Origin of the sequence: Kitasatospora sp. NPDC096140, assembly GCF_040303045.1 — a bacterium.
In the GTDB taxonomy this organism is placed as follows: Bacteria; Actinomycetota; Actinomycetes; order Streptomycetales; family Streptomycetaceae; genus Kitasatospora.
In genome coordinates, this window is the sequence record NZ_JBEOUW010000026.1 from 79,219 (window position 1) to 100,390 (window position 21,172).

The window sequence follows — 21,172 nt, forward strand, 5'->3', positions numbered from 1 at the left end:
GTTCTGGTGGTTGATGGGGGGGCCTGGCCGGCTGCGCGGGCAGCCGGCCGGGAGGCGGCACGGCTAGGCGAGGCCTTCGGCCAGGGCCTTCTCGGTGGCGGCCCGCACGGCCGCCTCGATCTCCGGGGTGAGCGGCTGACGCGGGGCCCGGACCGGACCGCCGGGGCGCCCGGCGAGGTCCATGGAGAGCTTGATGGCCTGGACGAACTCGGTCTTGGAGTCCCAGCGCAGCAGCGAGTGCAGCGACTTGTAGAGCGGCAGCGCCGTCTCCAGGTCGTGCTTGACCGCGGCGTCGTAGAGCGCCACCGAGGCCTCCGGCAGCGCGTTCGGGTAGCCGGCGATCCAGCCGACCGCACCGGCCAGCGCCAGCTCCAGCAGCACGTCGTCGGCACCGATCAGCAGGTCCAGCCCGGGGGCCAGCTCGGCGATCTCGTACGCCCGCCGGACGTCCCCGCTGAACTCCTTGACGGCGACGATCGAGCCCTCGCCGTGCAGCTGGACGAGCAGCGCGGGGACGAGGTCCACCTTGGTGTCGATCGGGTTGTTGTACGCGACGATCGGCAGGCCCGCCTTGGCGACCTCGGCGTAGTGCGCGCGCACCGAGGCGTGGTCCGCCCGGTAGGCGTTCGGCGGCAGCAGCAGCACGGAGCCGGCGCCGGCCTCGGCGGCCTGGTCGGCCCAGCGGCGGGACTCGGCGCTGCCGTACGCGGCCACGCCGGGCATGACCCGGGCGCCGTCGCCGGCCGCCTCGACGGCCACCTCGACGACCCGGGCGCGCTCCTCGGCGGTGAGCGTCTGGTACTCGCCCAGCGAGCCGTTGGGGACGACGCCCTCGCAGCCGGAGTCGATCAGCCAGCGGACGTGCTCGGCGTAGGCGTCGTAGTCGACGGAGTGGTCCGGGCGCAGCGGGATCGTGGTGGCGACCATGATGCCGCGCCAGGGACGGGCGGTGTCGTGGGGGGTGATGGACACGATGAACTCCTTGGTGAGGTGTGACATTTTATAAGCACGGACAGGCCGGAGACAAGGTCCCCGGCCCGTCCGTTCGCCGGCGGGCATCGGTTCCACGGCGGGCGCCGCTTCGCCGGCGGGCGTCGGCTCCACGGCGGGCGTCAGTTCGTCGGCGGGCGCCGGTTCGACGGCGCGCCCGTCACGACTCCGGGGTGGGCCCCGCCGCCAGCTGCGAGAGCGGCACCGGACAGCCCAGCGGCCGCCGGTCGGGCCCCGGACCGCCCGGATCCCCGGCCGGTCCGGCCAGACACGCCACGGCCGGACCGCACATCCGCCCCTGGCACCAGCCCATCCCGGCCCGGGTGAGCAGCTTGACGGTGCGCGGATCGCCCGCGCCCAGCTCGTCCACGGCCTCCCGGATCGCCGAGACCGGCACCTCCTCGCACCGGCAGACGTCGGTGTCCGGGCGCAGCCAGCCGGTCCAGCCCGGCCCCGGCCGGTGGGCGGCGGCCATCAGCTCGGCGAAGGCCCGCAGCCGGGAGCGCCGGCGCAGCAGCGCGGCCGTCGGCAGCGCCCCGGCCACCGCGTGCGCGGCCAGCTCGCCCTCGGCGAGCGCGAGGTCGGCGCCGCCGACGCCGTTGGTCTCCCCCGCCGACCAGAGGCCGGGGACGCTGGTGCGCAGCCGGGCGTCGACCGCCAGCGCGACCGCGCCGTCCGGTCCGGCCGTGGTCCGCGCGCCCAGCTCGGTGGCCAGGTCGATCTGCGGCAGCAGGCCGTGGCCCACCGCGAGGGCGTCGCAGTCGATCCGCCGCTCGCTGCCGGGCACCGGCCGCCAGTCGGCGTCCAGGCGGGCCACCGTGACACCGGTGACCCGGTCCGTGCCGTGCGCCTCGACCACCGCGCTGCGCGGGCGCAGCCGGACGCCGTGCCGCAGCAGCGCACCGCCGTGCCCGGCGCCCTCGACCAGCTTGCCGGGGACGCCCGCCAGCACGCCCGGGCGCCGCGCGTACCCGAGGTAGGCGGTGGCCTCGACCACGGCGGGCACCTCGGCGCCCGCGGTGACCAGCGAGGACGCCGCGGCGAGCAGCAGCGGTCCGCTCCCGGCGACGACGATCCGGCGTCCGGGCAGGACCAGCCCGGCCTTGAGCATCGCCTGGGCGCCGCCCGCGGTGACCACCCCGGGCAGGGTCCACCCGGGGAACGGCAGCTGGCGCTCGTACGCGCCGGTGGCGAGCAGGACCGACCGGGCCCGGACGGTGGCCCGGTCGGTGCTTTCGGGCCCGCGGGTGGCGTGCACCGCGAAGCCGTCCGCGGCGCGCTCCAGCGCCCAGACCTGGTGCCCGGCCCGGAAGGCGGCCCGCCCGGCCCGTTCGTGGGCGTCGAGCCGGTCGGCCAGGCCGGTGTAGGCGGACCAGTGGTGGTGCAGCCGGTCCGGCCGGGCCGCGCCGAGGCCGGGCGCCGGGTGACGGTAGTACTGCCCGCCGGTGTGCTGTCCGCCGTCCAGCAGGACGCAGCGCAGCCCGAGGTCGGCGGCGGTGACGGCGGCGGCGAGCCCGGCCGGGCCGGCCCCGATCACCGCGAGGTCGAAGGACGAGGGGTCAGACGGCGAGGTCGGCACGGCCGTGGCCCTCCTGGGTGGTGACGGTGGTGCCGGGCTCGGCGGGGAGCAGGCAGGTGCGCTGGTTGGGCCGGCCGTCCACGGTGGCCAGGCAGTCGAAGCAGCTGCCGATCCCGCAGAACGCCCCGCGCGGCTTGCCGCCGACCCGGGTGGTGCGCCAGGCGAGCACGCCGTCGGCCCAGAGGGCGGCGGCGATCGACTGCCCGGGCAGCGCGGGGACGGGCCGCCCGTCGAACTCGATGTGGTGGGCGGGCCCGGGCTCGGCCTCGACCAGCCCGGCGGGGGTGCGGCGGCGCATCGGCGGCGTCTCCAATCCAGGACGGAATCTCATGCGGAACGATCGCGGGCGCGACCCCGCGCGGTGGTGGGTCCCACCCCACCGGGCCTCACGGCGGCCCGGCGGCCGGGCGTCACGGCGCCGGGAACCGGTCCGGGCGGAACGGCGCCAGGTCCTGCTCCGGCTGCTTCCCGGTGAGCTGTTCGCTGATCAGCAGCCCGGTCGCCGGAGCGAGCCCGATCCCGGCCCCCTCGTGCCCGCAGGCGTGATACAGCCCGGGGACCCGCGGGTCGGCCCCGACGGCCGGCAGGTGGTCCGGCAGGTACGGGCGGAAGCCCCGGTAGGCGCGCAGCACGGTGACGTCCGCGAGCACCGGGAAGAGCTCCGCGGCCTGACCGGCCAGCCGGCGCAGCACCTCCTGGGAGAGCGTGCGGTCGAAGCCGACCCGTTCCCGGCTGGCGCCGATCAGCACCGGCCCGCCGGGGGTGCCCTCGATCACGGCGGAGGTCTCCAGCCCGGCCGAGCCGCTGGCCACGTTGGCCACGTAGTCGGCGGCGTAGACCTTGTGCCGGACGACCCGCGGCAGCGGTTCGGTGACCAGGACGAAGCCGCGCCGGGGCATCACCGGCAGGTGCACCCCGGCCAGGGCGGCGAGCTCGCCGCCCCAGGTGCCGGCCGCATTGACCACGGCGGGCGCGGCCAGTCGCCGGCGGTCGGTCCGTACGCCGCGCACGGCGCCGTCCGGCCCCCGGTCGACGGCGGTCACGGTCTCCCCGGTGATCAGCTCGGTGCCCATCCGGCGGGCGGCGCGCAGCAGGTGGGCGGCGGCCAGGGCGGGCTGGACCTGGGCGTCCTGCGGGTAGTGGAAGCCGCCGGCCAGGCCGGGGGCGAGGTGCGGCTCCAGCTCCCGCAGCCGTTCGCCGGGCACCTCCTCGGCGACCACCCCGACGGCGCGCTGACCGGCGGCGAAGGCCCGCAGCGCCTCCTGGCCGGCGCCGGTGGAGGCGACCACCACGCCGCCCTTGGGTTCGTACTCGACGGCGGCGCCGAGGTCCTCGGCGAGTTCGCGCCAGAGCCGGGTGCTGAGCAGCGCGAGGTCGAGCTCGGGCCCGGGCTCCTTGTCGGAGACCAGCAGGTTGCCCTCGCCCGCGCCGGTGGTGCCGCCGGCCACCGGCCCGCGGTCCACGACGGCGACGGCGAGCCCGGCGCGGGCGGCGTAGTAGGCGCAGGCGGCGCCGACCACACCGGCGCCGACCACGACGACGTCCAGGGGAGGTCTCTCGGTCTTCAGCACGTCAGTAATATGTCACATGCCATCCACCCTGCCAAGACCGCCCGGCCGAAACCCGGGAAAGCCCCCGACCAGCGGAAAGCCCCGGCCCGTCGCTCGCTGGCGACGGGCCGGGGCTCCCTCAGGACCCACCGGCTCAGGTGATGTCGTCCATCTGCTCGTGCCGCGCAGCCGGCACCGGGGCGCTGCTCGCCGCCGGGGCCGCGGAGGCGTGGACGCTCTCCGCACCGGCCACCGGCTGCACGGAGAGGTCCACGTGCGAGGCCTCCTCGTCGTCCAGCAGGGCGTCCGGGTTGCGGCGCGCCTTGCGCTTGTCGAAGGCCAGCGCGATGATCACCGCGATGAAGTACAGGCCCCAGATCGGCGCGGCCAGCGCGAGCATGGTCAGCGGGTCGGCGCTCGGCGTGGCGAAGGCCGCGAACACCGTGATGCCCATGACCATGCCGCGCCACCAGCCGAGCAGCCGCTTGCCGCTGACCATGCCGACCAGGTTCATCATCACGAGCAGCAGCGGGAACTCGAAGGCGAGGCCGAAGACCAGCACCATCCGGGTGGCGATGTCGAAGTAGTCGTCCGGCGGCAGGATCGGCGTGGTCTTGTCCGGCGTGAACGAGATCAACACCTCGACCGTGGCGGGCAGCACCAGGAACGCGACACCCACACCGGCCAGGAACAGCGGCGCCCCGCACACCATGAAGATGACGGTGTACTTCTTCTCGTGCCGGTGCAGGCCGGGCGCCACGAACGCCCACACCTGCCACAGCCAGATCGGCACCGAACCGACCACGCCGGCCGTCAGCGCGACCTTGAGCATCCAGGTGAAACCCGAGGTCAGACCGATGGTGGAGACCTGGGCGCACTTGCCGTGGTACTGGCCAGCGGTCGCCTCGGTGCACTGCGGAAGCGGCTTGAGGAGGAGGCTTTCGAGCTGCTTGTGGTAGATCAGGGCCACGATGGTGATCAGCACGATCGCCAGGACCGACTTGACCACGCGGTTGCGCAGTTCCCGCAGGTGGTCGGCGAGGGCCATCCGCCCCTCAGGATCCTTTGACGCCTTCGGCGCCTTGGAGAGCTTGCTCAACCCCGGTCCTCAACTCGTGCGTCGAGGCCCGCCGGTCGACGAGCCTCCATGGTCGCGTGCCTCGCGTGCGTCGCGTGCCTCGCGTGCGTGGCGTGCCTCGCGTGCGTGGCGTGTGTCGCGCTCACCGCGTACGTCACGTGTGTCACGTGCGCGCCGCGCTCAGTGCGGGCGTTCGCCGTCCGGCTCCGCCACCGGACGGGCCGTGCCCGACGCGCCCGGAGCTCCCGGGACGGCCCGGCCCGCGGCGCCGTCCAGCGGCGCCGGAGCGGGCCGCGCGGACTGCTCGGACTCGCCGTCCGTCCGCATCGCCCTGGCCTCGCTCTTCAGGATCCGCAGCGACTTCCCCAGCGACCGCGCGACCTCCGGCAGCCGCTTGGCTCCGAACAGCACGATGGCGAGTACCACGATCACCACGATCGCGGTCATCGAGATGCGCATGCGCGACCACCTTCAGTCATGGCGGCCCGCCGGGCCGCCCGCTGCGGATGGTAACCGCTGCGGGTGACGCCACGACGACGGCCGCCCGAACAGGACAGCGGCCCCCGGCACACGGATTCGGGAGCCATCTGAGAGCGTAACCCGGCCCTACGTCCGCGCAGCAGCCCCCGTACCGTCCACGTCCGCGGTGTGCTACCGGCCCGGCACCGCCGCGGCCAGCTCCTCGGCCGCCGTGGCCAGTGCCCGCGAGGCCGTGTCCACGCCCTTGGCCAGCGCCCGCACGTCCAGCCAGAGCCGGATCGCGAGGACCCCCAGGACCAGCAGGCCCGCGGTGGCGAGCAGGACGGCGGCGACGAGCATCCAGGACATGCGCCCCACCCTATACGGGCACCACGGGCACTATCCCTCGACCGGGACGAGCCGCATGGTGCGGACCCCGGCCCCGGTGAGCGCCTCGACGATCTTCTCCCCGGCCGGCTTGCGCACCGTGGCCCCGCAGAGCGGGCATCCGAAGCTGTAGTGCGCCTGGGCCGGGGTGCGACCGAGGGTCAGGCGGAACTCCTCGGCCGGGAGCTCGACCTTCTCCCGGCACTCCGAGCAGTACACCTTGAATCTGGTCCCGGGTTCCACCGCTCAGACCTGCCCCTCCCCGTAGGCGGCCAGCGCTTCCCGCGCGGCCGAGCGCGCCTGCTCGGCCAGTTCGGGCGGCGAGACGATCCGGCCGTCCCGGCCCAGCCGCAGCGCCAGCGGGCGCAGCTGGGAGGGGTCGGCGCTGCGCAGGGTGATCCGCAGCCCGCCGTCGGGCAGTTCCTCGGCCCGGTCGTGGGTGTAGTACTCGGCCACCCAGCGGCCGCCGGAGGAGACCTCGACCACCACCTCCGGGTCGTCCGCCGCCGGGTTGACCAGCCCGCCGCTCAGGTCGCGCGGCTCGCGCCGGGGCGGGTCGGCCGGGACGTCCAGCACACGGATCTCGGCGACCCGGTCCAGCCGGAACATCCGGTGGTCCTCGGAGGTGCGGCACCAGGCTTCGAGGTAGGTGTGGCCCTCGGTGAGCAGCCGGATCGGGTCGACCTCGCGCTCGGTCATCCCGCCGCGGCCGTGCGAGTAGTAGCGCAGCCAGAGCCGGCGGCCCTCGCTGAGCGCGCGGTCGATGTCCGCGAAGACGTGGCTCTCCGCCTCGAAGGTGACGCCGACCCGGGCGCTGCCCTCGGCGCTCTCGCCCGCCGCGTTCTCGATCTTGGCGACGGCCCGGGTGAGCGCCTCCCGGTCCCCGGCCCGCAGTCCGGGCAGGCCGGCCACCGCGCGGGCGGCCACCAGCAGCGCGGTCGCCTCGTCCGCGGCCAGCCGCAGCGGCTGGGCCACGTCGTCGACGTTGTGCCACCAGATCCGCTCGCCGTCGGTGTCGATGTCGAGCAGGTCACCGCCGCGGAAGCTGGTGCCGCACATCGGCAGCACGTTGAGGTCCCCGATCAGCTCGCGCTCGCTGATCCCGAAGGCGCGGGCCACCTCGGCGACCTCGGCCCCCGGCCGCTCGCGCAGGTAGGTGACCAGCGACAGCATCCGCCTGGTCTGGTCAATGGCGTTGCTCATGCCCGTACGTCCTCCGAGTCCAGCCCCGCGACCGCCCGCAGCCGGTCGACCACATCCGCCCGCAGCTCCTCCGGCCCGAGCACCACCACGTCCGGCCCGAACTCGGCCAGATCGGCGCCCAGCCCGTTGCCGTACGGGATCTCCAGCTCGTCCCAGGCCTCGTCCACCCGGGTGCTGTTCAGCGCCTTGGTGCGCAGCGGGAAGCCGGCGCCCCGGCGGACCCGGACGGTCGCGGTGGCGGTGGCCCCCTCCCCCGCGAACTTCGCCACGGTGGCCCGGACGTCCACGTGCTCGGGCACGGTGCCCAGGAACGCCCCGCTCCGCGCCTTCACCCTGCCGGTGATCCGGCTGAGCCGGAACACCCGGGCGTCCCCGCGGTCGCGGTCGTAGCCGGCCAGGTACCAGTGGCCGCGCCAACACTCCAGCGCCCACGGCTCCACGCTGCGCTGCTCGACGGCGGCGGCGCCGGCCTTGCGGTACTCGAAGGTGACCGGGCGGCGGTCCCGGGCGGCGGTGAGCAGCGGCTCGAACGCGGCCTCCCGGGCGGGGATGCGCGGCTCCAGGGCGGAACGGCCCTCGGCCTCGGCGAACGGCACCCCGGCCGCGCGCAGCTTCTGCAGCGCGCCGCTGGCCGCGCCGGACATCTTGGCCTGCTGCCAGACCCGGGCCGCCAGCGTCAGCGCGGCGGCCTCCTCGGCGTCCAGCGCGATCTCGGGCAGCCGGTTGCGGTCGGCGCGGGCCAGGTAGCCCAGCTCGCCGTCCAGGGCGCTCTCGTCGACGTCGATCACCAGGCCGAGCTCGCGCAGGTCGTCCTTGTCCCGCTCGAACATCCGGTTGAAGGCGTCCTCGCTGCTGCCCTGCCAGGCCTCGCGGTACGCCTCGATGGATTCCCGCAGCTCCTTCTTGGAGAGCGGACGTCTGGTGTTCATCAGGCACAGGGCGAGATTCATCAGCCGCTCTGCCTTGGCGATCGCCATCGCTGACCCTTCCGGTGTGCCGCGCCGCGCGCGGGGTGCGCCAACCGGGCGATCACCACCCGGCGGGACCGACCGTACCGGTAGCGGTACGCACGGCAAAAGCGGCCTCCCGCACCCGGTTCCCGCGCGGTGTCCTCCGCACCCGGACAAGCCCGTGGGCCGGGCCCCCGGAGGGGTCCGGCCCACGGTGCGAGCAGGCTCAGACGGCCAGCAGGTCGACCACGAAGATCAGGGTCGAGCCCGCCGGGATGGCCGGGGTCGGCGACTGGTTACCGTAGGCCAGGTGCGACGGGATGGTCAGCTCGCGGCGGCCGCCGACCTTCATGCCGACGACGCCCTGGTCCCAGCCCTTGATGACGCGGCCGCCGCCCAGCGGGAAACGGAACTCGTTCGGGCTCCGGTTCCAGCTGGCGTCGAACTCCTCGCCCGTCTCGAAGGTCACGCCGACGTAGCGGACGCTGACGTTCTGGCCCTTCTTGGCCTCCGCGCCGTCACCGACGACGATGTCGCGGATCTGCAGCTCCGTCGGGGCGTCGCCGATCGGGAAGTCGATCTCGGGCTTCTCGTTGAGGTTGACGCTCACAGTCCCTCTTCTCACATTTGGCGGTTCCGTACACGACCAAGCGGCGGGCGCCCGCACCCGGTCCGCCCCGACAGCGGGGACGGACCACGGTACGCGCGCCCGCCGCCCGTACGGGTCCGGCCACGCGGCCGGGCCCGAAGGTCACACAGACACTATTGTCACCCGAAAGTGGATCAGCCCTGACCGGCGTCCAGGATGTCCACCACGAAGACCAGCGTCGCGCCGGGCGGGATGTCGCCCTGGCCCTTGTCGCCGTAGCCCAGCGCCGCCGGGATCACCAGCTCGACCCGGCTGCCCACGGTCTGGCCCTCCAGGCCCTGGTCCCAGCCCTGGATGACCTGGCCGCCGCCGACCGGGAAGGTGAACGCCTGGCCCTTGCTGAGCGAGGAGTCGAACACCTTGCCGTCCTTGAACAGCGCGCCGGTGTACTGGACGACGACCTTCTCGCCCTTCTCCACCTTCGGCCCGTTGCCCTTGATCAGGACGTGGGACTTCAGCTCGGTCGGGTCCTTGGCGCCGGCCACCGGGGTGATCTCGGCCGGCTTCTTGCCGTTGTCCTTGACCTGCGGGAAGTCCGCCGGCGGCGGGGTGACCGTGCCGCTGACCACCGCGTCCGGCGCGTTGGCGTTGCGGACGTCGATCACGAAGATCAGGTCGTCCTTGGGCCCGATCGACATGTCGGCCTTGCCCTGGGAACCGAACGCGGCGGCCGGCGGGGCCACCACCAGGATCCGGCTGCCGGCCTTCTTCCCGATCACGGCCTGGTCCAGCGCCGGGATCAGCGAGTCCGTGCCGGCCTGGAAGATCTGCGGCTTGCCGTTGGCGTCGTACGAGCTCGGGATGTCCTTGCCGGTGTTCCAGTCCTTGGCGGTGTAGTCCACCGAGGTCCAGGAGTTCTTGTCCACCTTGGCGCCGGTGCCCTCGGAGAGCACCTTGACCACGAAGGAGCCGTCCGACGCCTCGCCCGGCACCTGGATGTCGGCCTTCTTGCCGAAGTCGCCGGTGACGGTCGGCAGCACCTTGGCGCTGTCCTTGATCGGCGGCACCGGGTCGGCGGTCGGCTTGGGCGGCGCGGTCGCGGCGTCCGGCTTCGCGGCGCTCGCGTCCTTGCCGCCACCGTCCTTGTTGACCAGGTACAGCGTCACGGCGCTGCCCGCCAGCAGCACGGCCAGCACCGTGCCGAGGATCACACCGAGCCGGCCGACGCTCGGCGGGTTCTCGTCGTACCCGGCCTCGGAGGTGTCGGCCCGGCGGACGGTGGAGGCGAAGATCTGCGGCGTGTCGTCGGTCGTCGTCCCGCCCGGGGCGCGCGGCGCCTCGCCGGGCTGCGCCCAGCCGGCCTGCTGCTTCAGGATCGACGGCGGGACGACGATCGACTCGCCGTCCCCCGGAAGCGGGCCGCCGGGACGGGAGGCGGCCGGGTCACCCGCAGAGCTGTCGTTCGCCGCGGTGCCGGCCCCGCCCGGGCTCGGCGTCTTCTCAGTCATGACTCCCCATCCATCTCGCCACAGGTCTTCCAGGTCTGCGCCCGGCGTGCTGAACGCCGGCCTGCCGTCGCACCGCCCGCCCCGGACCTCGGCGCCGGACGGCACCTGCCACAGCGCGAGGGCAGTATGACAGCTCAGGATGAGGGCGGACGCTTCGTTGTACGAGCGTCCGCCCAAGCGTACGGAATCCCCCGGGTGACTTCCTAGACCGCTTCCAGAATGTCGATCACGAAGACCAGCGTGGAGTTCGCGGGGACGGCGCCCTGCGCCTTGTCCTGGTAGCCGAGCGCGGGCGGCACCACGAGCATCACCCGGCTGCCGACGTTCTGCCCCACCAGGCCCTTGTCCCACCCCTCGATCACGCTGCCGGTGCCGATCTGCACCGCCTGCGCCCCGCCGTGCGACCACGAGGAGTCGAACTGCTGGCCGTTGCTCCACAGCACCCCGGTGTACTGCACCACCAGGGTCTGCCCGCTCTTGACCTGCTTGCCCTCGCCCTTGATCAGCACCGCCTGCTGCAGGTCGGTGGGTGCGGGCTGCCCGGCCGGGATCGTGATCGTCACCGGCGCCTTGCCGTTGTCCTTGACCTGCGGCAGCGTCGGGGGCGGCTGCGTCATGGTCCCGGTCAGCGTGGAGTCCGGCGCCAGGCTCTCCATGATGTCCAGCACGAACACCACGGTGTCGTTCTTCTCGACGCCCAGCTGGGTGGAGCCCTGCTCGCCGAAGGCCGCCGCCGGCGGGGCCACCACCAGCAGCCGGCTGCCCACCTTCTTGCCGATCACGCTCTGGTCCAGCGCCGGCACCAGCTGCCCGCTGCCCGCCTGGTAGAGCTGCGGCTTGCCGTTCGGGTCGTACGAGCTGGGCAGGTCCTTCCCCGTCGTCCAGTCCTTCGCGGTGTAGTTGACCGTCACCCAGTCGCCCTTGTTGACGGTCTGGCGCTCGCCCTCGGTGACCGTGTTCACCACGAACTGACCGCTGGGCTGGCCCTCGGGGATGGTGATGGTCGCCTTGCTGCCGAATCCGCCACCCGAAAGAGTGGGCATCGGCGGCGCCTCGCTGACCGGCGCCGGCACCGTCGGGGCAGCGCTCGCCGCGGACGGCGTCGCCGGTCCGGCCGCCTTGGTGGAACTGCTGCAGGCGACGGCCAGCAGCAGCGGCAGGGTGAGAAGCAAACCGGCGGTGCGGCGCACGGTGGTCCTAACTGTCGGTCGAAGTCGGCTCTCCTGACTCGACGGACAGCGTATGCCCGGCACGCGTCCGGCCCCGGTAGACACCACCGGGGCCGGACGGTGCCGTGATCAGGGCACCTCGCTCACGAACCGTGGACTACATGCCCGCGATGAGCTTCTCCACCCGCTCGTCCACCGAACGGAACGGGTCCTTGCACAGCACCGTGCGCTGCGCCTGGTCGTTCAGCTTCAGGTGCACCCAGTCCACCGTGAAGTCCCGGCGCTGCTCCTGCGCCCGGCGGATGAAGTCCCCGCGCAGCCGGGCCCGGGTGGTCTGCGGCGGGATCGACTTGGCCTCGAAGGTCTTGAGGTCGGTGGTCACCCGCTGCGCCTGGCCCTTGCCCTGGAGCAGGTAGAACAGGCCCCGGCGGCGGTGGATGTCGTGGTACGCGAGGTCGATCTGCGCCACCCGCGGGTTGGACATGCTCATCTGGTGCTTCTCGCGGTAGCGCTCGATGAGCTTGTACTTCATGATCCAGTCGATCTCGGTGGCCACCCCGTCCAGCCGCTCGGAGCGGACGGCCTCCAGGGTGCGGCCCCACAGGTCGAGGACCCGCGCGATCGTGCCGGTGTTGATGCCCTTGCGGTCGGCGAACTCCAGGGCCTTGCTGTAGTACTCCTCCTGGATGTCGAGCGCGCTGGCCTCGCGGCCGTTGGCGAGCCGCACCTGGTGGGTGCCGGTGAGGTCGTGGCTCACCTCGCGGATCGCCCGGATCGGGTTCTCCAAGGTGAGGTCGCGCATCACCACGCCGGCCTCGATCAGCCGCAGCACCAGGTCGGTGGCGCCGACCTTGAGCAGCGTCGTCGTCTCCGACATGTTGGAGTCGCCGACGATCACGTGCAGCCGGCGGTAGCGCTCGGCGTCCGCGTGCGGCTCGTCCCTGGTGTTGATGATCGGCCGCGAGCGGGTGGTGGCGGAGCTGACGCCCTCCCAGATGTGCTCGGCCCGCTGGCTGACGCAGTACACCGCGCCGCGCGGGGTCTGCAGCACCTTGCCCGCGCCGCAGATCAGCTGCCGGGTCACCAGGAAGGGGATCAGCACGTCGGCCAGCCGGGAGAACTCGCCGTGCCGGGCCACCAGGTAGTTCTCGTGGCAGCCGTAGGAGTTCCCGGCGGAGTCGGTGTTGTTCTTGAAGAGGTAGACGTCCCCCGCGATGCCCTCCTCGTGCAGCCGCCGCTCGGCGTCCACCAGGAGGCCTTCGAGGATGCGCTCGCCCGCCTTGTCGTGCGTCACCAGCTCGACCACGTCGTCGCACTCGGGCGTGGCGTACTCGGGGTGGGATCCGACGTCGAGGTAGAGCCGGGCGCCGTTGCGCAGGAAGACGTTGCTGCTGCGGCCCCAGGAGACGACCCGGCGGAACAGGTACCGCGCGACCTCGTCCGGCGACAGCCGTCGCTGCCCGCGGAACGTGCAGGTCACGCCGTACTCGTTCTCCAGCCCGAAAATCCGGCGGTCCATGAGCACTCCATTCTGGTCGGAGCTGTCCGAAACCGCCTCCACGACGACTGGGCCGCCGCAGGGGCACCGGAGTCCCGCACGTCGGCGGTCCGGCCGCCGTACGGGACTCCGCAGGCACTGCTACTCCGGCGCGGTGTCCGCCGGGTTGTCCTCGTCGTCCGCCTCGGCGGACTGGTCCCCGTCGAGCAGCCGGCCGAGCTGGTTGCCCAGGATCCGCTTGAACTTGCGCTGCTGGAACCGCTGGCGGTCGAGGACCGCGACCTCCAGCTGCTCCGGGGTGAGGCTGCGCGGGCTTCCGCCGTTGGGGTCGCGGGCGAGCGAGTCGACCGCGACCTTCACCGCCTCGGTGAGGCTCAGGCCGACGCGGTGGCGCTGGCCCAGGTAGTTGCCGATCGAGTCGGCGTTGCCGCCGACCACCACGTAGTTCTTCTCGTCGACGACCGAGCCGTCCGGCGTGAGCCGGTAGATCTGGTCGTTGTCGCTGGTGCGGCCGACCTCGGCCACGATCAGCTCGACCTCGTACGGCTTGTCCCCGACCGAGGAGAAGATGGTGCCCAGGGTCTGGGCGTACACGTTGGCCAGGCCGCGGGCGGTGACGTCGGCCCGGTCGTAGGAGTAGCCGCGCAGGTCGGCGTAGCGGACGCCGCCGATGCGCAGGTTCTCGAACTCGTTGTAGCGCCCGACCGCCGCGAAGGCGATCTTGTCGTAGATCTCGGAGACCTTGTGCAGCGCTCTGGAGGTGTTCTCCGCGACGAAGACGATGCCGTCGGCGTAGGTGAGCACGACCACGCTGCGGCCGCGCGCGATGCCCTTGCGGGCGTACTCCGCGCGGTCCGCCATGGCCTGCTGGGGCGAGACGTAGAACGGTGTCGACACCGGCGGTCGTCCCTTTCCTGTGAGGTGATGGCTAGATCAGCGGGGCCTGCGGACCGTTGGGGCGGGTCAGGCGCTCGTCGGTGATGGCGACGGCGACCTCCGTGACCTCCGCCTCGGTGAGCCGGCGGAAGCCGTCCTCGGTGATCAGCGAGACGATCGGGAAGATCTTGCGGGCGAGGTCCGGGCCGCCGGTGGCGGAGTCGTCGTCCGCCGCGTCGTAGAGCGCCTGGACGACCAGGGTGACGGCCTGGTCGGCCGTCAGGTCCTCGCGGTACAGCTTCTTCATCGAGCCGCGGGCGAAGACCGACCCCGAACCGGTGGCGGCGAAGCCGCGCTCCTCGGAACGCCCGCCGGTGACGTCGTAGTTGAAGATCCGGCCGCGGCCGCGGTCCAGGTCGTAGCCGGCGAAGATCGGCACGACCGCCAGCCCCTGCATCGCCATGCCCAGGTTGCCCCGGATCATGGTGGTGAGGCGGTTCGCCTTGCCCTCCAGGGAGAGCGTGGTGCCCTCGATCTTCTCGTAGTGCTCCAGCTCCAGCTGGAACAGCCGGACCATCTCGACCGCGAGGCCGGCGGTGCCGGCGATGCCGACCGCGCTGTACTCGTCGGCCGGGAACACCTTCTCGATGTCGCGCTGGGCGATCACGTTGCCCATCGTCGCCCGGCGGTCACCGGCGATCACCACGCCGCCGTCGAAGACCGCGGCCACGATCGTCGTCCCGTGCGGGGCCTCGACGACGGCGCCCTCGGGGAGCCCGCGGCGACCGGGGATCAGCTCCGGCTGGTGCTCCGCCAGGAAGTCGAGGAACGAGGACGATCCCGGGGTCAGGAAGGCAGCCGGTAGACGCCCGGTGCCACGAGTGTTGGCTTCCACACGATTCCTTCCAGGTAGCTTGAAGCGCGCGCTGCCCGCACCCTACCCGCCCGACGATCACCGGCGGAGCGAGGAGGGGAGGTGCCGGGCGGCCGGGCGGCGAACGCCGCCCGACCGCCCTCGACGGTCGCGACCGTGAATTCCCGAATACCGGGGACGGACTATTGCCCGCCCTTTTGGACGAAGCCCCTCACGAAATCCTCCGCGTTCGACTCCAGGACCTCGTCGATTTCGTCCAGCACCGCGTCGACGTCGTCGCTCAGCTTTTCCTGGCGTTCCTTGAGGTCGTCGGAATTCTGCGTTTCCGCGGCCTGCTCCTCGACCTCCTCGGAGGAGCGGTTTGCCCGCTGCTGGCCGCCGCCGGTGTCCTTGCTCGCCATTTCCCTCACCCCGCTCGATTCGTCTGGCACGGTTTGGTCGGTTGGGTCGTTGCCGGTTGGCACCGACCCTATACACAAGGTGCGACTGCCGCTCCCGGTTTGCCGGTGGCGCTTCCTGTCCAACACCCGCTGCCACCCCGGATGATTCCCATTCGGCGGACGTTCACCCGTGGTGATCGAAAAGTTACCCGCCGGACAGCACCCGGAGCAGGTCCTCCGCCGTGCGGCAGCGGTCCAGCAGCTCCTTGACGTGGTTGCGGGTGCCCCGCAGCGGCTCCAGCGTGGGCACGCGCTGCAGCGAGTCCCGGCCCGGCAGGTCGAAGATCACCGAGTCCCAGGAGGCCGCGGCGACGTGGTCCGCGTACTGCTCCAGGCAGCGCCCGCGGAAGTAGGCCCTGGTGTCCTCCGGGGGCTTGGAGACGGCCCGCTCGACCTCGTCCTCGGTCAGCAGCCGCTCGAAGCGCCCGCGGGCCACCAGGCGGTTGTAGAGGCCCTTCTCGGCCCGCACGTCGCTGTACTGGAGGTCGACCAGCTGTAGCCGCGGGTTCGACCACTCCAGGGCGTCCCGGCTGCGGTAGCCCTCCAGGATCTCCCGCTTGGCGATCCAGTCCAGCTGCCTGGACAGCGACATCGGGTCGCGTTCCAGCCGGCCCAGGACGTCCTCCCAGCGGGCCAGCACGTCCACCGTCTGCTCGTCCGCGTCCGTCCCGAAGCGGTCCTCGACGTACTTGCGGGCCAGCTCGAAGTACTCCAGCTGGAGCTGGACGGCGGTGAGTTTGCGCCCGTTGCGCAGGGTGATCAGGTGCTTGAGCGTCGGGTCGTGGGAGACCCGGTGCAGGGTGCGCACCGGCTGGTCGACCGCGAGGTCGGAGGCGATGAAGGAGTCCTCGATCATCGACAGGACCAGCGAGGTGGTGCCCAGCTTGAGGTAGGTGGAGATCTCGGAGAGGTTGGCGTCCCCGATGATCACGTGCAGCCGGCGGTACTTCTCGGCGTCGGCGTGCGGTTCGTCCCGGGTGTTGATGATCGGCCGCTTGAGCGTGGTCTCCAGGCCGACCTCGACCTCGAAGTAGTCCGCGCGCTGGCTGATCTGGAAGCCGTGCGCCGAGCCGTCCTGGCCGATGCCGACCCGGCCGGCGCCGGTGACCACCTGGCGGGAGACGAAGAACGGGGTGAGGTGGCGCACGATGTCGGCGAACGGCGTCGCCCGCTTCATCAGGTAGTTCTCGTGGGTGCCGTAGGAGGCGCCCTTGTTGTCGGTGTTGTTCTTGTACAGGTGGATGTTCTGCCCGTTGGGCAGCTCCAGCGCGCGTTGTGCGGCGGCCGCCATGATCCGTTCGCCGGCCTTGTCCCACAGCACGGCGTCGCGCGGGTTGGTCACCTCGGGCGAGCTGTACTCGGGGTGCGCGTGGTCCACGTAGAACCGGGCCCCGTTGGTGAGGATGACGTTGGCGAGGCCGATGTCCTCGTCGGTCAGCTGGCTGGCGTCCGCCACCTCGCGCGCCAGGTCGAAGCCCCGCGCGTCGCGCAGCGGATTCTCCTCCTCGAAGTCCCAGCGGGCCCGCCGTGCCCGGTGCATCGCCGCCGCGTAGGCGTTGACGATCTGGGACGAGGTGAGCATGGCGTTGGCGTTGGGGTGCCCGGGCACGGAGATCCCGTACTCGGTCTCGATGCCCATCACGCGCCGTACGGTCATGCGGCCCTCCTTGCCCGGTGCGCCGCCCCCGGCGGGCGGAACACGCTGACGTACCGCTGAACAACACCGGCGCCGGCCATCTGCCCGCGGACGGTGGGTCGAGCCTAGAACCCGGCGCCGACCGGCGGGCCCCGAGACGCGCCGTCCGGCTGCGGGGCCGCGAGGCGCCACAGCCGGACGGTGTGCGTACAGCTCCGGGGACCGCTTCGGGCCCGGGTAACCGCGTGCTTCCCTACAGGTACTGCCCCGTGTTGGCGACAGTGTCGATGGAGCGGCCGGACTCGGCGCCCTGCTTGCCGGTGACCAGCGTGCGGATGAAGACGATCCGCTCGCCCTTCTTGCCGGAGATGCGGGCCCAGTCGTCCGGGTTGGTGGTGTTCGGGAGGTCCTCGTTCTCCTTGAACTCGTCCACGCAGGCGGCGAGCAGGTGGGAGACGCGCAGGCCCCGCTGACCGTGGTCGAGGAAGTCCTTGATGGCCATCTTCTTCGCGCGGTCGACGATGTTCTGGATCATCGCACCGGAGTTGAAGTCCTTGAAGTACAGGACCTCCTTGTCACCGTTGGCGTAGGTGACCTCCAGGAAGCGGTTCTCCTCGGTCTCGGAGTACATCCGCTCCACCACCGACTGGATCATCGCGGCCACCGTAGCCTCGACGGAGCCGTCGTGCTCCTTGAGGTCGTCCGGGTGGAACGGCAGCGAGTCCTTGAGGTACTTGGAGAAGATGTCCTTCGCGGCCTCGGCGTCCGGGCGCTCGATCTTGATCTTGACGTCCAGGCGGCCGGGCCGCAGGATCGCCGGGTCGATCATGTCCTCGCGGTTCGAGGCGCCGATGACGATGACGTTCTCCAGGCCCTCCACGCCGTCGATCTCGGCGAGCAGCTGGGGGACGATGGTGTTCTCCACGTCCGAGCTGACGCCGGAGCCGCGGGTGCGGAAGAGCGACTCCATCTCGTCGAAGAAGACGATGACCGGGGTGCCCTCGCCCGCCTTCTCCCGGGCCCGCTGGAAGACCAGGCGGATCTGCCGCTCGGTCTCGCCCACGTACTTGTTGAGCAGCTCGGGGCCCTTGATGTTGAGGAAGTAGCTCTTCCCCTGCGGGCGGCCGGTGACCTCGGCGACCTTCTTGGCCAGCGAGTTGGCGACGGCCTTGGCGATCAGCGTCTTGCCGCAGCCGGGCGGGCCGTACAGCAGCACGCCCTTGGGCGGGCGCAGCTCGTACTCCTTGAAGAGGTCGGCGTGCAGGTACGGCAGCTCGACCGCGTCGCGGATCAGCTCGATCTGGTTGCTCAGGCCGCCGATCTGGCGGTAGTCGATGTCCGGGACCTCTTCGAGGACCAGCTCCTCGACCTCGGCCTTCGGCACGACCTCGTACACGTAGCCGGAACGCGGTTCCAGCAGCAGGGCGTCTCCCGCCCGGATGGTGAGCTCGCGCAGCGGTTCGGCGAGGCGCACCACCCGCTCCTCGTCGGTGTGGCCGAGAACCAGGGCGCGTTCGCCGTCCTCCAGGACCTCCTTGAGGGTGACGATCTCGCCGATGCGCTCGAAGGCCATCGCGTCCACGATGTTGAGGGCCTCGTTGAGCATCACTTCCTGGCCGCGCCGCAGCTCGTCGAGGGCGACGTTGGGGCTGACGTTCACGCGGAGCTTCCGCCCACCGGTGAAGATGTCCGCGGTGCCGTCCTCGTTGGCTTCGAGGAAGGTGCCGAAACCGGCCGGGGGCTGTGCCAGCCGGTCCACTTCCTCCTTGAGGGCCACGATCTGGTCGCGGGCCTCTCGCAGGGTGGAGGCGAGCCGTTCGTTCTGGGCGGTCACGCCGGCCAGGTTGGTCTGGAGCTCGACGATCCGCTCTTCGAGGATTCTCGAATTGCGCGGCGAGTCGGCGAGCTTGCGGCGCAGCACGGCGATTTCCTGCTCAAGGTACGAGACCTGAGCGGCCTCGTCGGAACCACGAGCGGGCCTGCCGGTGCTGCGGTTGTAGTCGTCATCGTGGGCTGCCACGGTCCTCACCTCCTCCGGGGAGCTGGACGCTTCCAGACCCTACCTGGGACCAGGGGTCCGTAAACCCCTAGATCAAGAAAGATGGAACGGGCGTGTCCGATCTTCGCCCCAGCGTGCTTCCCCTCTGCTAAGGGGGATACCCACCGCGCACCACCCAAAGCGGGCCAGATGTATCGTCGAGCGAAGTGATATCCGATCGCGACCACTACCCGAGGTCCGATCGTTGTACGAATGGCGGGATTGCACCCAGAAATGGGCGACCCGGGACAGAAACGGCAGGGGACCATGTCGGTGACCGAGCAGACGGCCGCGGCGACCGGAGAGCTGGAGGTGTGGATCGACCAGGACCTGTGCACCGGCGACGGGATCTGCGTCCAGTACGCACCGGAGGTCTTCGAGCTCGACATCGACGGCCTCGCCTACGTGAAGGGGCCGGACGACGAGCTGCGCCAGCAGCCCGGGGAGACCGTCCCGGTGCCGCTGACGCTCCTTCAGGACGTGGTGGACTCGGTGAAGGACTGCCCCGGCGAGTGCATCCACGTGCGCCGGGCCGCGGACCGGGTCGAGGTGTACGGGCCGGACGCGGAGTAGCCGCGCGGGCCCGTCAGGCCTGGCCGACCGGGGCGGTGGTCTGGGAGCGTTCCCAGCCGCCGCCCTTCGGCGTCCAGGTGAGGTCCAGTGAGATGTCGGGCCGGAAGCGCGGTACGTCCTCGCTCGAATACCCCTGCGCGTGGCCGGTGATGGCGCCGTCGGAGCGCACCGCGAGCCGGCTCACGGTCAGGTTCTCGCGCTCGGTGAGCAGGGTGGCCAGCACCGCGGGGCGGTCGCCGGGGCCGTAGCCGAGCAGGAAGACGGCGTCCGGCGGGGTGCCGTTCTCGGCGGCGCAGTGCGCGGCGACCACGGTGCCGGGGCGGCCGTCGGCCAGCCGGGCGGGCACGCTGAGCACCGTCGCGACCGGGAACGGGCCGCAGTCGATCGGGAGTTGGGCCTTGGCCGGGTCGGGGGCGGCGCTCGCGGCGAGGGCCTCGGGGGTGCCGTGGACGGGCACCGGGGTGCCGGTCGCCGGGGACGCGGCGAGGGCGGCGCCCACCACCGCGCCGCAGCCGGCCAGGGCCAGGGCCCAGTGCCAGGGGGCGGTGCGCACGTGCCCGGGCCGGGTGCGGCCCTGCGGTGTCTGCTGTCCGGCCGTCGCCGTCGTCCCGACCGCGGTCTCCACCAGGCGTCCCCTCCAGAGCTCCAGGAGCTGGTCTGTCTGCGTGCGCGAGCATCGTCCCACACGGTGCCCGGGGACCTGCGGGCGGGGAGCCGGGCGCGCGCCGGCACGACGGGAGGGGTGGCACGAGATCGCTCGTGCCACCCCTCCGTGGTGTGCGGGCTCAGCCCAGGTCGGGCTGGTCGCCGTCGGTCGTGCGGGCGGCCTTGCGGGCGGCGGCGCGCTCCTGCAGGGTCGGCTCGGCCGAACCGTTGTCGTAGTCCTCGCCGTACGCGCCCTTGGCCGGACGGCGGCGGCGCAGCGGCGGCTCGACGCCGTCCGCCAGGCGGCGGGCGGTGAGCAGGAAGCCGGTGTGGCCGATCATCCGGTGGTCCGGGCGGACGGCCAGGCCCTCCAGGTGCCAGGTGCGGACCATGGTCTCCCAGGCCTGCGGCTCGGTGAAGGTGCCGTGCTCGCGCAGCGCCTCGACGGTCTTGGACATCTGCGTGGTGGTGGCCACGTAGCAGCAGATGAGGCCGCCGGGGACGAGCGCCTTGGAGGCGACGTCCAGGCACTCCCAGGGGGCGAGCATGTCGAGGATCACGCGGTCGACGTCGGACTCGACCAGGTTGTCCTGGAGGTCGCCGACGGTGAGCTTCCACGCCGGGTGCGGCCCGCCGAAGTAGCGCTCGACGTTGCCCTGGGCGATGTCGGCGAAGTCCTGCCGGCGCTCGTAGGAGGCCAGCATGCCTTGTTCGCCGACGGCGCGCAGCAGGTACATGCTGAGCGCGCCCGAGCCGACGCCGGCCTCGACCACGCGGGCACCCGCGAAGATGTCGGCCATCGCCAGGATCTGACCCGCGTCCTTGGGGTAGATCACGGCGGCGCCGCGCGGCATGGACAGGACGTAGTCGGGGAGCAGGGGGCGCAGCGCGAGGTACGGGACGTTCCCCGTGGTACGCACGACCGTGCCCTCGGGAGCGCCGATCAGCTCGTCGTGCGGGAACGCACCCTTGTGGGTGTGGAACTGGTTCCCGGCCTGGAGCGTGAACGTGTAGTGGCGACCCTTGGGGTCGGTCAGCTGGACCTGGTCCCCGACCTGGAAGGGCCCGCGTCGGCGGGCGGCACCGGTCGGTTCGGACATGCGGACAATCCTAAGGGAAGCGGGCCGCCC

At 72.2% G+C, this 21,172-nt stretch carries 22 protein-coding genes; 1 reads left to right on the plus strand and 21 read right to left on the minus strand.

The genetic code is table 11. The annotated features are described in order from the left end of the window. Positions 1-63 precede the first annotated feature (63 nt). The 19 genes from ABT048_RS25620 to arc form a co-directional block, all read right to left on the minus strand. Positions 64-927 (minus strand): dihydrodipicolinate synthase family protein, encoded by an 864-nt coding sequence (locus ABT048_RS25620; RefSeq protein ID WP_502894079.1) that lies wholly within the window; start codon positions 925-927, stop codon positions 64-66. A 223-nt stretch (positions 928-1,150) separates the two neighbouring features. Further along, positions 1,151-2,569, minus strand: a complete 1,419-nt coding sequence (locus tag ABT048_RS25625) for an FAD/NAD(P)-dependent oxidoreductase (protein WP_350523833.1) — start codon at positions 2,567-2,569, stop codon at positions 1,151-1,153. Then, a complete protein-coding gene (locus tag ABT048_RS25630) occupies positions 2,550-2,900 on the minus strand; it encodes a (2Fe-2S)-binding protein (RefSeq protein ID WP_350523834.1) in 351 nt (116 codons plus the stop codon). Before ABT048_RS25630 ends, ABT048_RS25625 begins: the two co-directional genes overlap by 20 nt. 79 nt (positions 2,901-2,979) lie before the next feature. Next, a complete protein-coding gene (locus ABT048_RS25635) occupies positions 2,980-4,140 on the minus strand; it encodes an NAD(P)/FAD-dependent oxidoreductase (protein WP_350523835.1) in 1,161 nt (386 codons plus the stop codon). 133 nt (positions 4,141-4,273) lie between these two features. After that, positions 4,274-5,218, minus strand: coding sequence for a twin-arginine translocase subunit TatC (gene tatC / locus ABT048_RS25640; protein WP_350523836.1), 945 nt, complete (start codon positions 5,216-5,218; stop codon positions 4,274-4,276). A gap of 159 nt (positions 5,219-5,377) precedes the next feature. Beyond that, positions 5,378-5,656, minus strand: coding sequence for a Sec-independent protein translocase subunit TatA (tatA, locus tag ABT048_RS25645; protein ID WP_350523837.1), 279 nt, complete (start codon positions 5,654-5,656; stop codon positions 5,378-5,380). Between the two features lie 192 nt (positions 5,657-5,848). Then, the gene (locus tag ABT048_RS25650; protein ID WP_350523838.1) at positions 5,849-6,025 is read right to left on the minus strand and encodes a hypothetical protein; all 177 of its coding nucleotides are present in this window, start codon (positions 6,023-6,025) and stop codon (positions 5,849-5,851) included. Between the two features lie 30 nt (positions 6,026-6,055). Then, positions 6,056-6,286 (minus strand): hypothetical protein, encoded by a 231-nt coding sequence (locus ABT048_RS25655; protein WP_350523839.1) that lies wholly within the window; start codon positions 6,284-6,286, stop codon positions 6,056-6,058. 3 nt (positions 6,287-6,289) lie between these two features. Continuing rightward, positions 6,290-7,246, minus strand: a complete 957-nt coding sequence (locus tag ABT048_RS25660) for a helix-turn-helix transcriptional regulator (protein ID WP_316520336.1) — start codon at positions 7,244-7,246, stop codon at positions 6,290-6,292. Further along, a complete protein-coding gene (locus tag ABT048_RS25665; RefSeq protein WP_350523840.1) occupies positions 7,243-8,223 on the minus strand; it encodes a helix-turn-helix transcriptional regulator in 981 nt (326 codons plus the stop codon). Before ABT048_RS25665 ends, ABT048_RS25660 begins: the two co-directional genes overlap by 4 nt. 199 nt (positions 8,224-8,422) lie before the next feature. After that, positions 8,423-8,806: an FKBP-type peptidyl-prolyl cis-trans isomerase gene (locus tag ABT048_RS25670; protein ID WP_350523841.1), complete on the minus strand. Its 384-nt coding sequence runs from the start codon at positions 8,804-8,806 to the stop codon at positions 8,423-8,425. A gap of 173 nt (positions 8,807-8,979) precedes the next feature. Beyond that, on the minus strand, positions 8,980-10,293 hold the full coding sequence (locus ABT048_RS25675; RefSeq protein ID WP_350523842.1) for an FKBP-type peptidyl-prolyl cis-trans isomerase: 1,314 nt from the start codon (positions 10,291-10,293) through the stop codon (positions 8,980-8,982). 203 nt (positions 10,294-10,496) lie between these two features. After that, entirely contained in the window at positions 10,497-11,483 is a 987-nt protein-coding gene (locus tag ABT048_RS25680; RefSeq protein ID WP_350523843.1) for an FKBP-type peptidyl-prolyl cis-trans isomerase, read from the minus strand. 136 nt (positions 11,484-11,619) lie between these two features. Then, positions 11,620-12,981: a Pup--protein ligase gene (gene pafA / locus ABT048_RS25685; RefSeq protein ID WP_350523844.1), complete on the minus strand. Its 1,362-nt coding sequence runs from the start codon at positions 12,979-12,981 to the stop codon at positions 11,620-11,622. 120 nt (positions 12,982-13,101) lie between these two features. Further along, positions 13,102-13,857 (minus strand): proteasome subunit alpha, encoded by a 756-nt coding sequence (gene prcA, locus ABT048_RS25690; RefSeq protein ID WP_350523845.1) that lies wholly within the window; start codon positions 13,855-13,857, stop codon positions 13,102-13,104. 31 nt (positions 13,858-13,888) lie between these two features. Beyond that, positions 13,889-14,731, minus strand: coding sequence for a proteasome subunit beta (gene prcB / locus ABT048_RS25695; protein WP_350523846.1), 843 nt, complete (start codon positions 14,729-14,731; stop codon positions 13,889-13,891). 161 nt (positions 14,732-14,892) lie between these two features. Further along, on the minus strand, positions 14,893-15,111 hold the full coding sequence (locus tag ABT048_RS25700; RefSeq protein WP_031069167.1) for a ubiquitin-like protein Pup: 219 nt from the start codon (positions 15,109-15,111) through the stop codon (positions 14,893-14,895). A gap of 184 nt (positions 15,112-15,295) precedes the next feature. Next, entirely contained in the window at positions 15,296-16,807 is a 1,512-nt protein-coding gene (gene dop, locus ABT048_RS25705) for a depupylase/deamidase Dop (protein WP_350523847.1), read from the minus strand. A 232-nt stretch (positions 16,808-17,039) separates the two neighbouring features. After that, a complete protein-coding gene (gene arc / locus ABT048_RS25710) occupies positions 17,040-18,806 on the minus strand; it encodes a proteasome ATPase (protein WP_350523848.1) in 1,767 nt (588 codons plus the stop codon). A gap of 285 nt (positions 18,807-19,091) precedes the next feature. On the opposite strand from arc, the gene ABT048_RS25715 reads away from it, so the two are divergent. Beyond that, positions 19,092-19,397 (plus strand): ferredoxin, encoded by a 306-nt coding sequence (locus ABT048_RS25715; protein WP_350523849.1) that lies wholly within the window; start codon positions 19,092-19,094, stop codon positions 19,395-19,397. A 13-nt stretch (positions 19,398-19,410) separates the two neighbouring features. Here the strand turns inward: ABT048_RS25715 and ABT048_RS25720 are convergent, their stop codons facing one another. Both ABT048_RS25720 and ABT048_RS25725 read right to left on the minus strand, forming a co-directional pair. Next, positions 19,411-20,022: a hypothetical protein gene (locus tag ABT048_RS25720; RefSeq protein WP_350523850.1), complete on the minus strand. Its 612-nt coding sequence runs from the start codon at positions 20,020-20,022 to the stop codon at positions 19,411-19,413. Between the two features lie 160 nt (positions 20,023-20,182). Beyond that, entirely contained in the window at positions 20,183-21,142 is a 960-nt protein-coding gene (locus ABT048_RS25725) for a tRNA (adenine-N1)-methyltransferase (RefSeq protein WP_350523851.1), read from the minus strand. Between the last annotated feature and the right edge of the window lie 30 nt (positions 21,143-21,172).

Excerpts from the sequence above, each read along its gene's own strand:
- ABT048_RS25660 (WP_316520336.1), bottom strand. The coding sequence starts at position 7,246 with ATGAGCAACGCCATTGACCAGACCAGGCGGATGCTGTCGCTGGTCACC.
- ABT048_RS25665 (WP_350523840.1), bottom strand. The coding sequence starts at position 8,223 with ATGGCGATCGCCAAGGCAGAGCGGCTGATGAATCTCGCCCTGTGCCTG.
- ABT048_RS25630 (WP_350523834.1), bottom strand. The coding sequence starts at position 2,900 with ATGAGATTCCGTCCTGGATTGGAGACGCCGCCGATGCGCCGCCGCACC.
- pafA (WP_350523844.1), bottom strand. The coding sequence starts at position 12,981 with ATGGACCGCCGGATTTTCGGGCTGGAGAACGAGTACGGCGTGACCTGC.
- ABT048_RS25620 (WP_502894079.1), bottom strand. The coding sequence starts at position 927 with ATGGTCGCCACCACGATCCCGCTGCGCCCGGACCACTCCGTCGACTAC.
- ABT048_RS25650 (WP_350523838.1), bottom strand. The coding sequence starts at position 6,025 with ATGTCCTGGATGCTCGTCGCCGCCGTCCTGCTCGCCACCGCGGGCCTG.
- ABT048_RS25725 (WP_350523851.1), bottom strand. The coding sequence starts at position 21,142 with ATGTCCGAACCGACCGGTGCCGCCCGCCGACGCGGGCCCTTCCAGGTC.
- ABT048_RS25715 (WP_350523849.1), top strand. The coding sequence starts at position 19,092 with ATGTCGGTGACCGAGCAGACGGCCGCGGCGACCGGAGAGCTGGAGGTG.
- dop (WP_350523847.1), bottom strand. The coding sequence starts at position 16,807 with ATGACCGTACGGCGCGTGATGGGCATCGAGACCGAGTACGGGATCTCC.
- ABT048_RS25700 (WP_031069167.1), bottom strand. The coding sequence starts at position 15,111 with ATGGCGAGCAAGGACACCGGCGGCGGCCAGCAGCGGGCAAACCGCTCC.
- tatA (WP_350523837.1), bottom strand. The coding sequence starts at position 5,656 with ATGCGCATCTCGATGACCGCGATCGTGGTGATCGTGGTACTCGCCATC.
- ABT048_RS25675 (WP_350523842.1), bottom strand. The coding sequence starts at position 10,293 with ATGACTGAGAAGACGCCGAGCCCGGGCGGGGCCGGCACCGCGGCGAAC.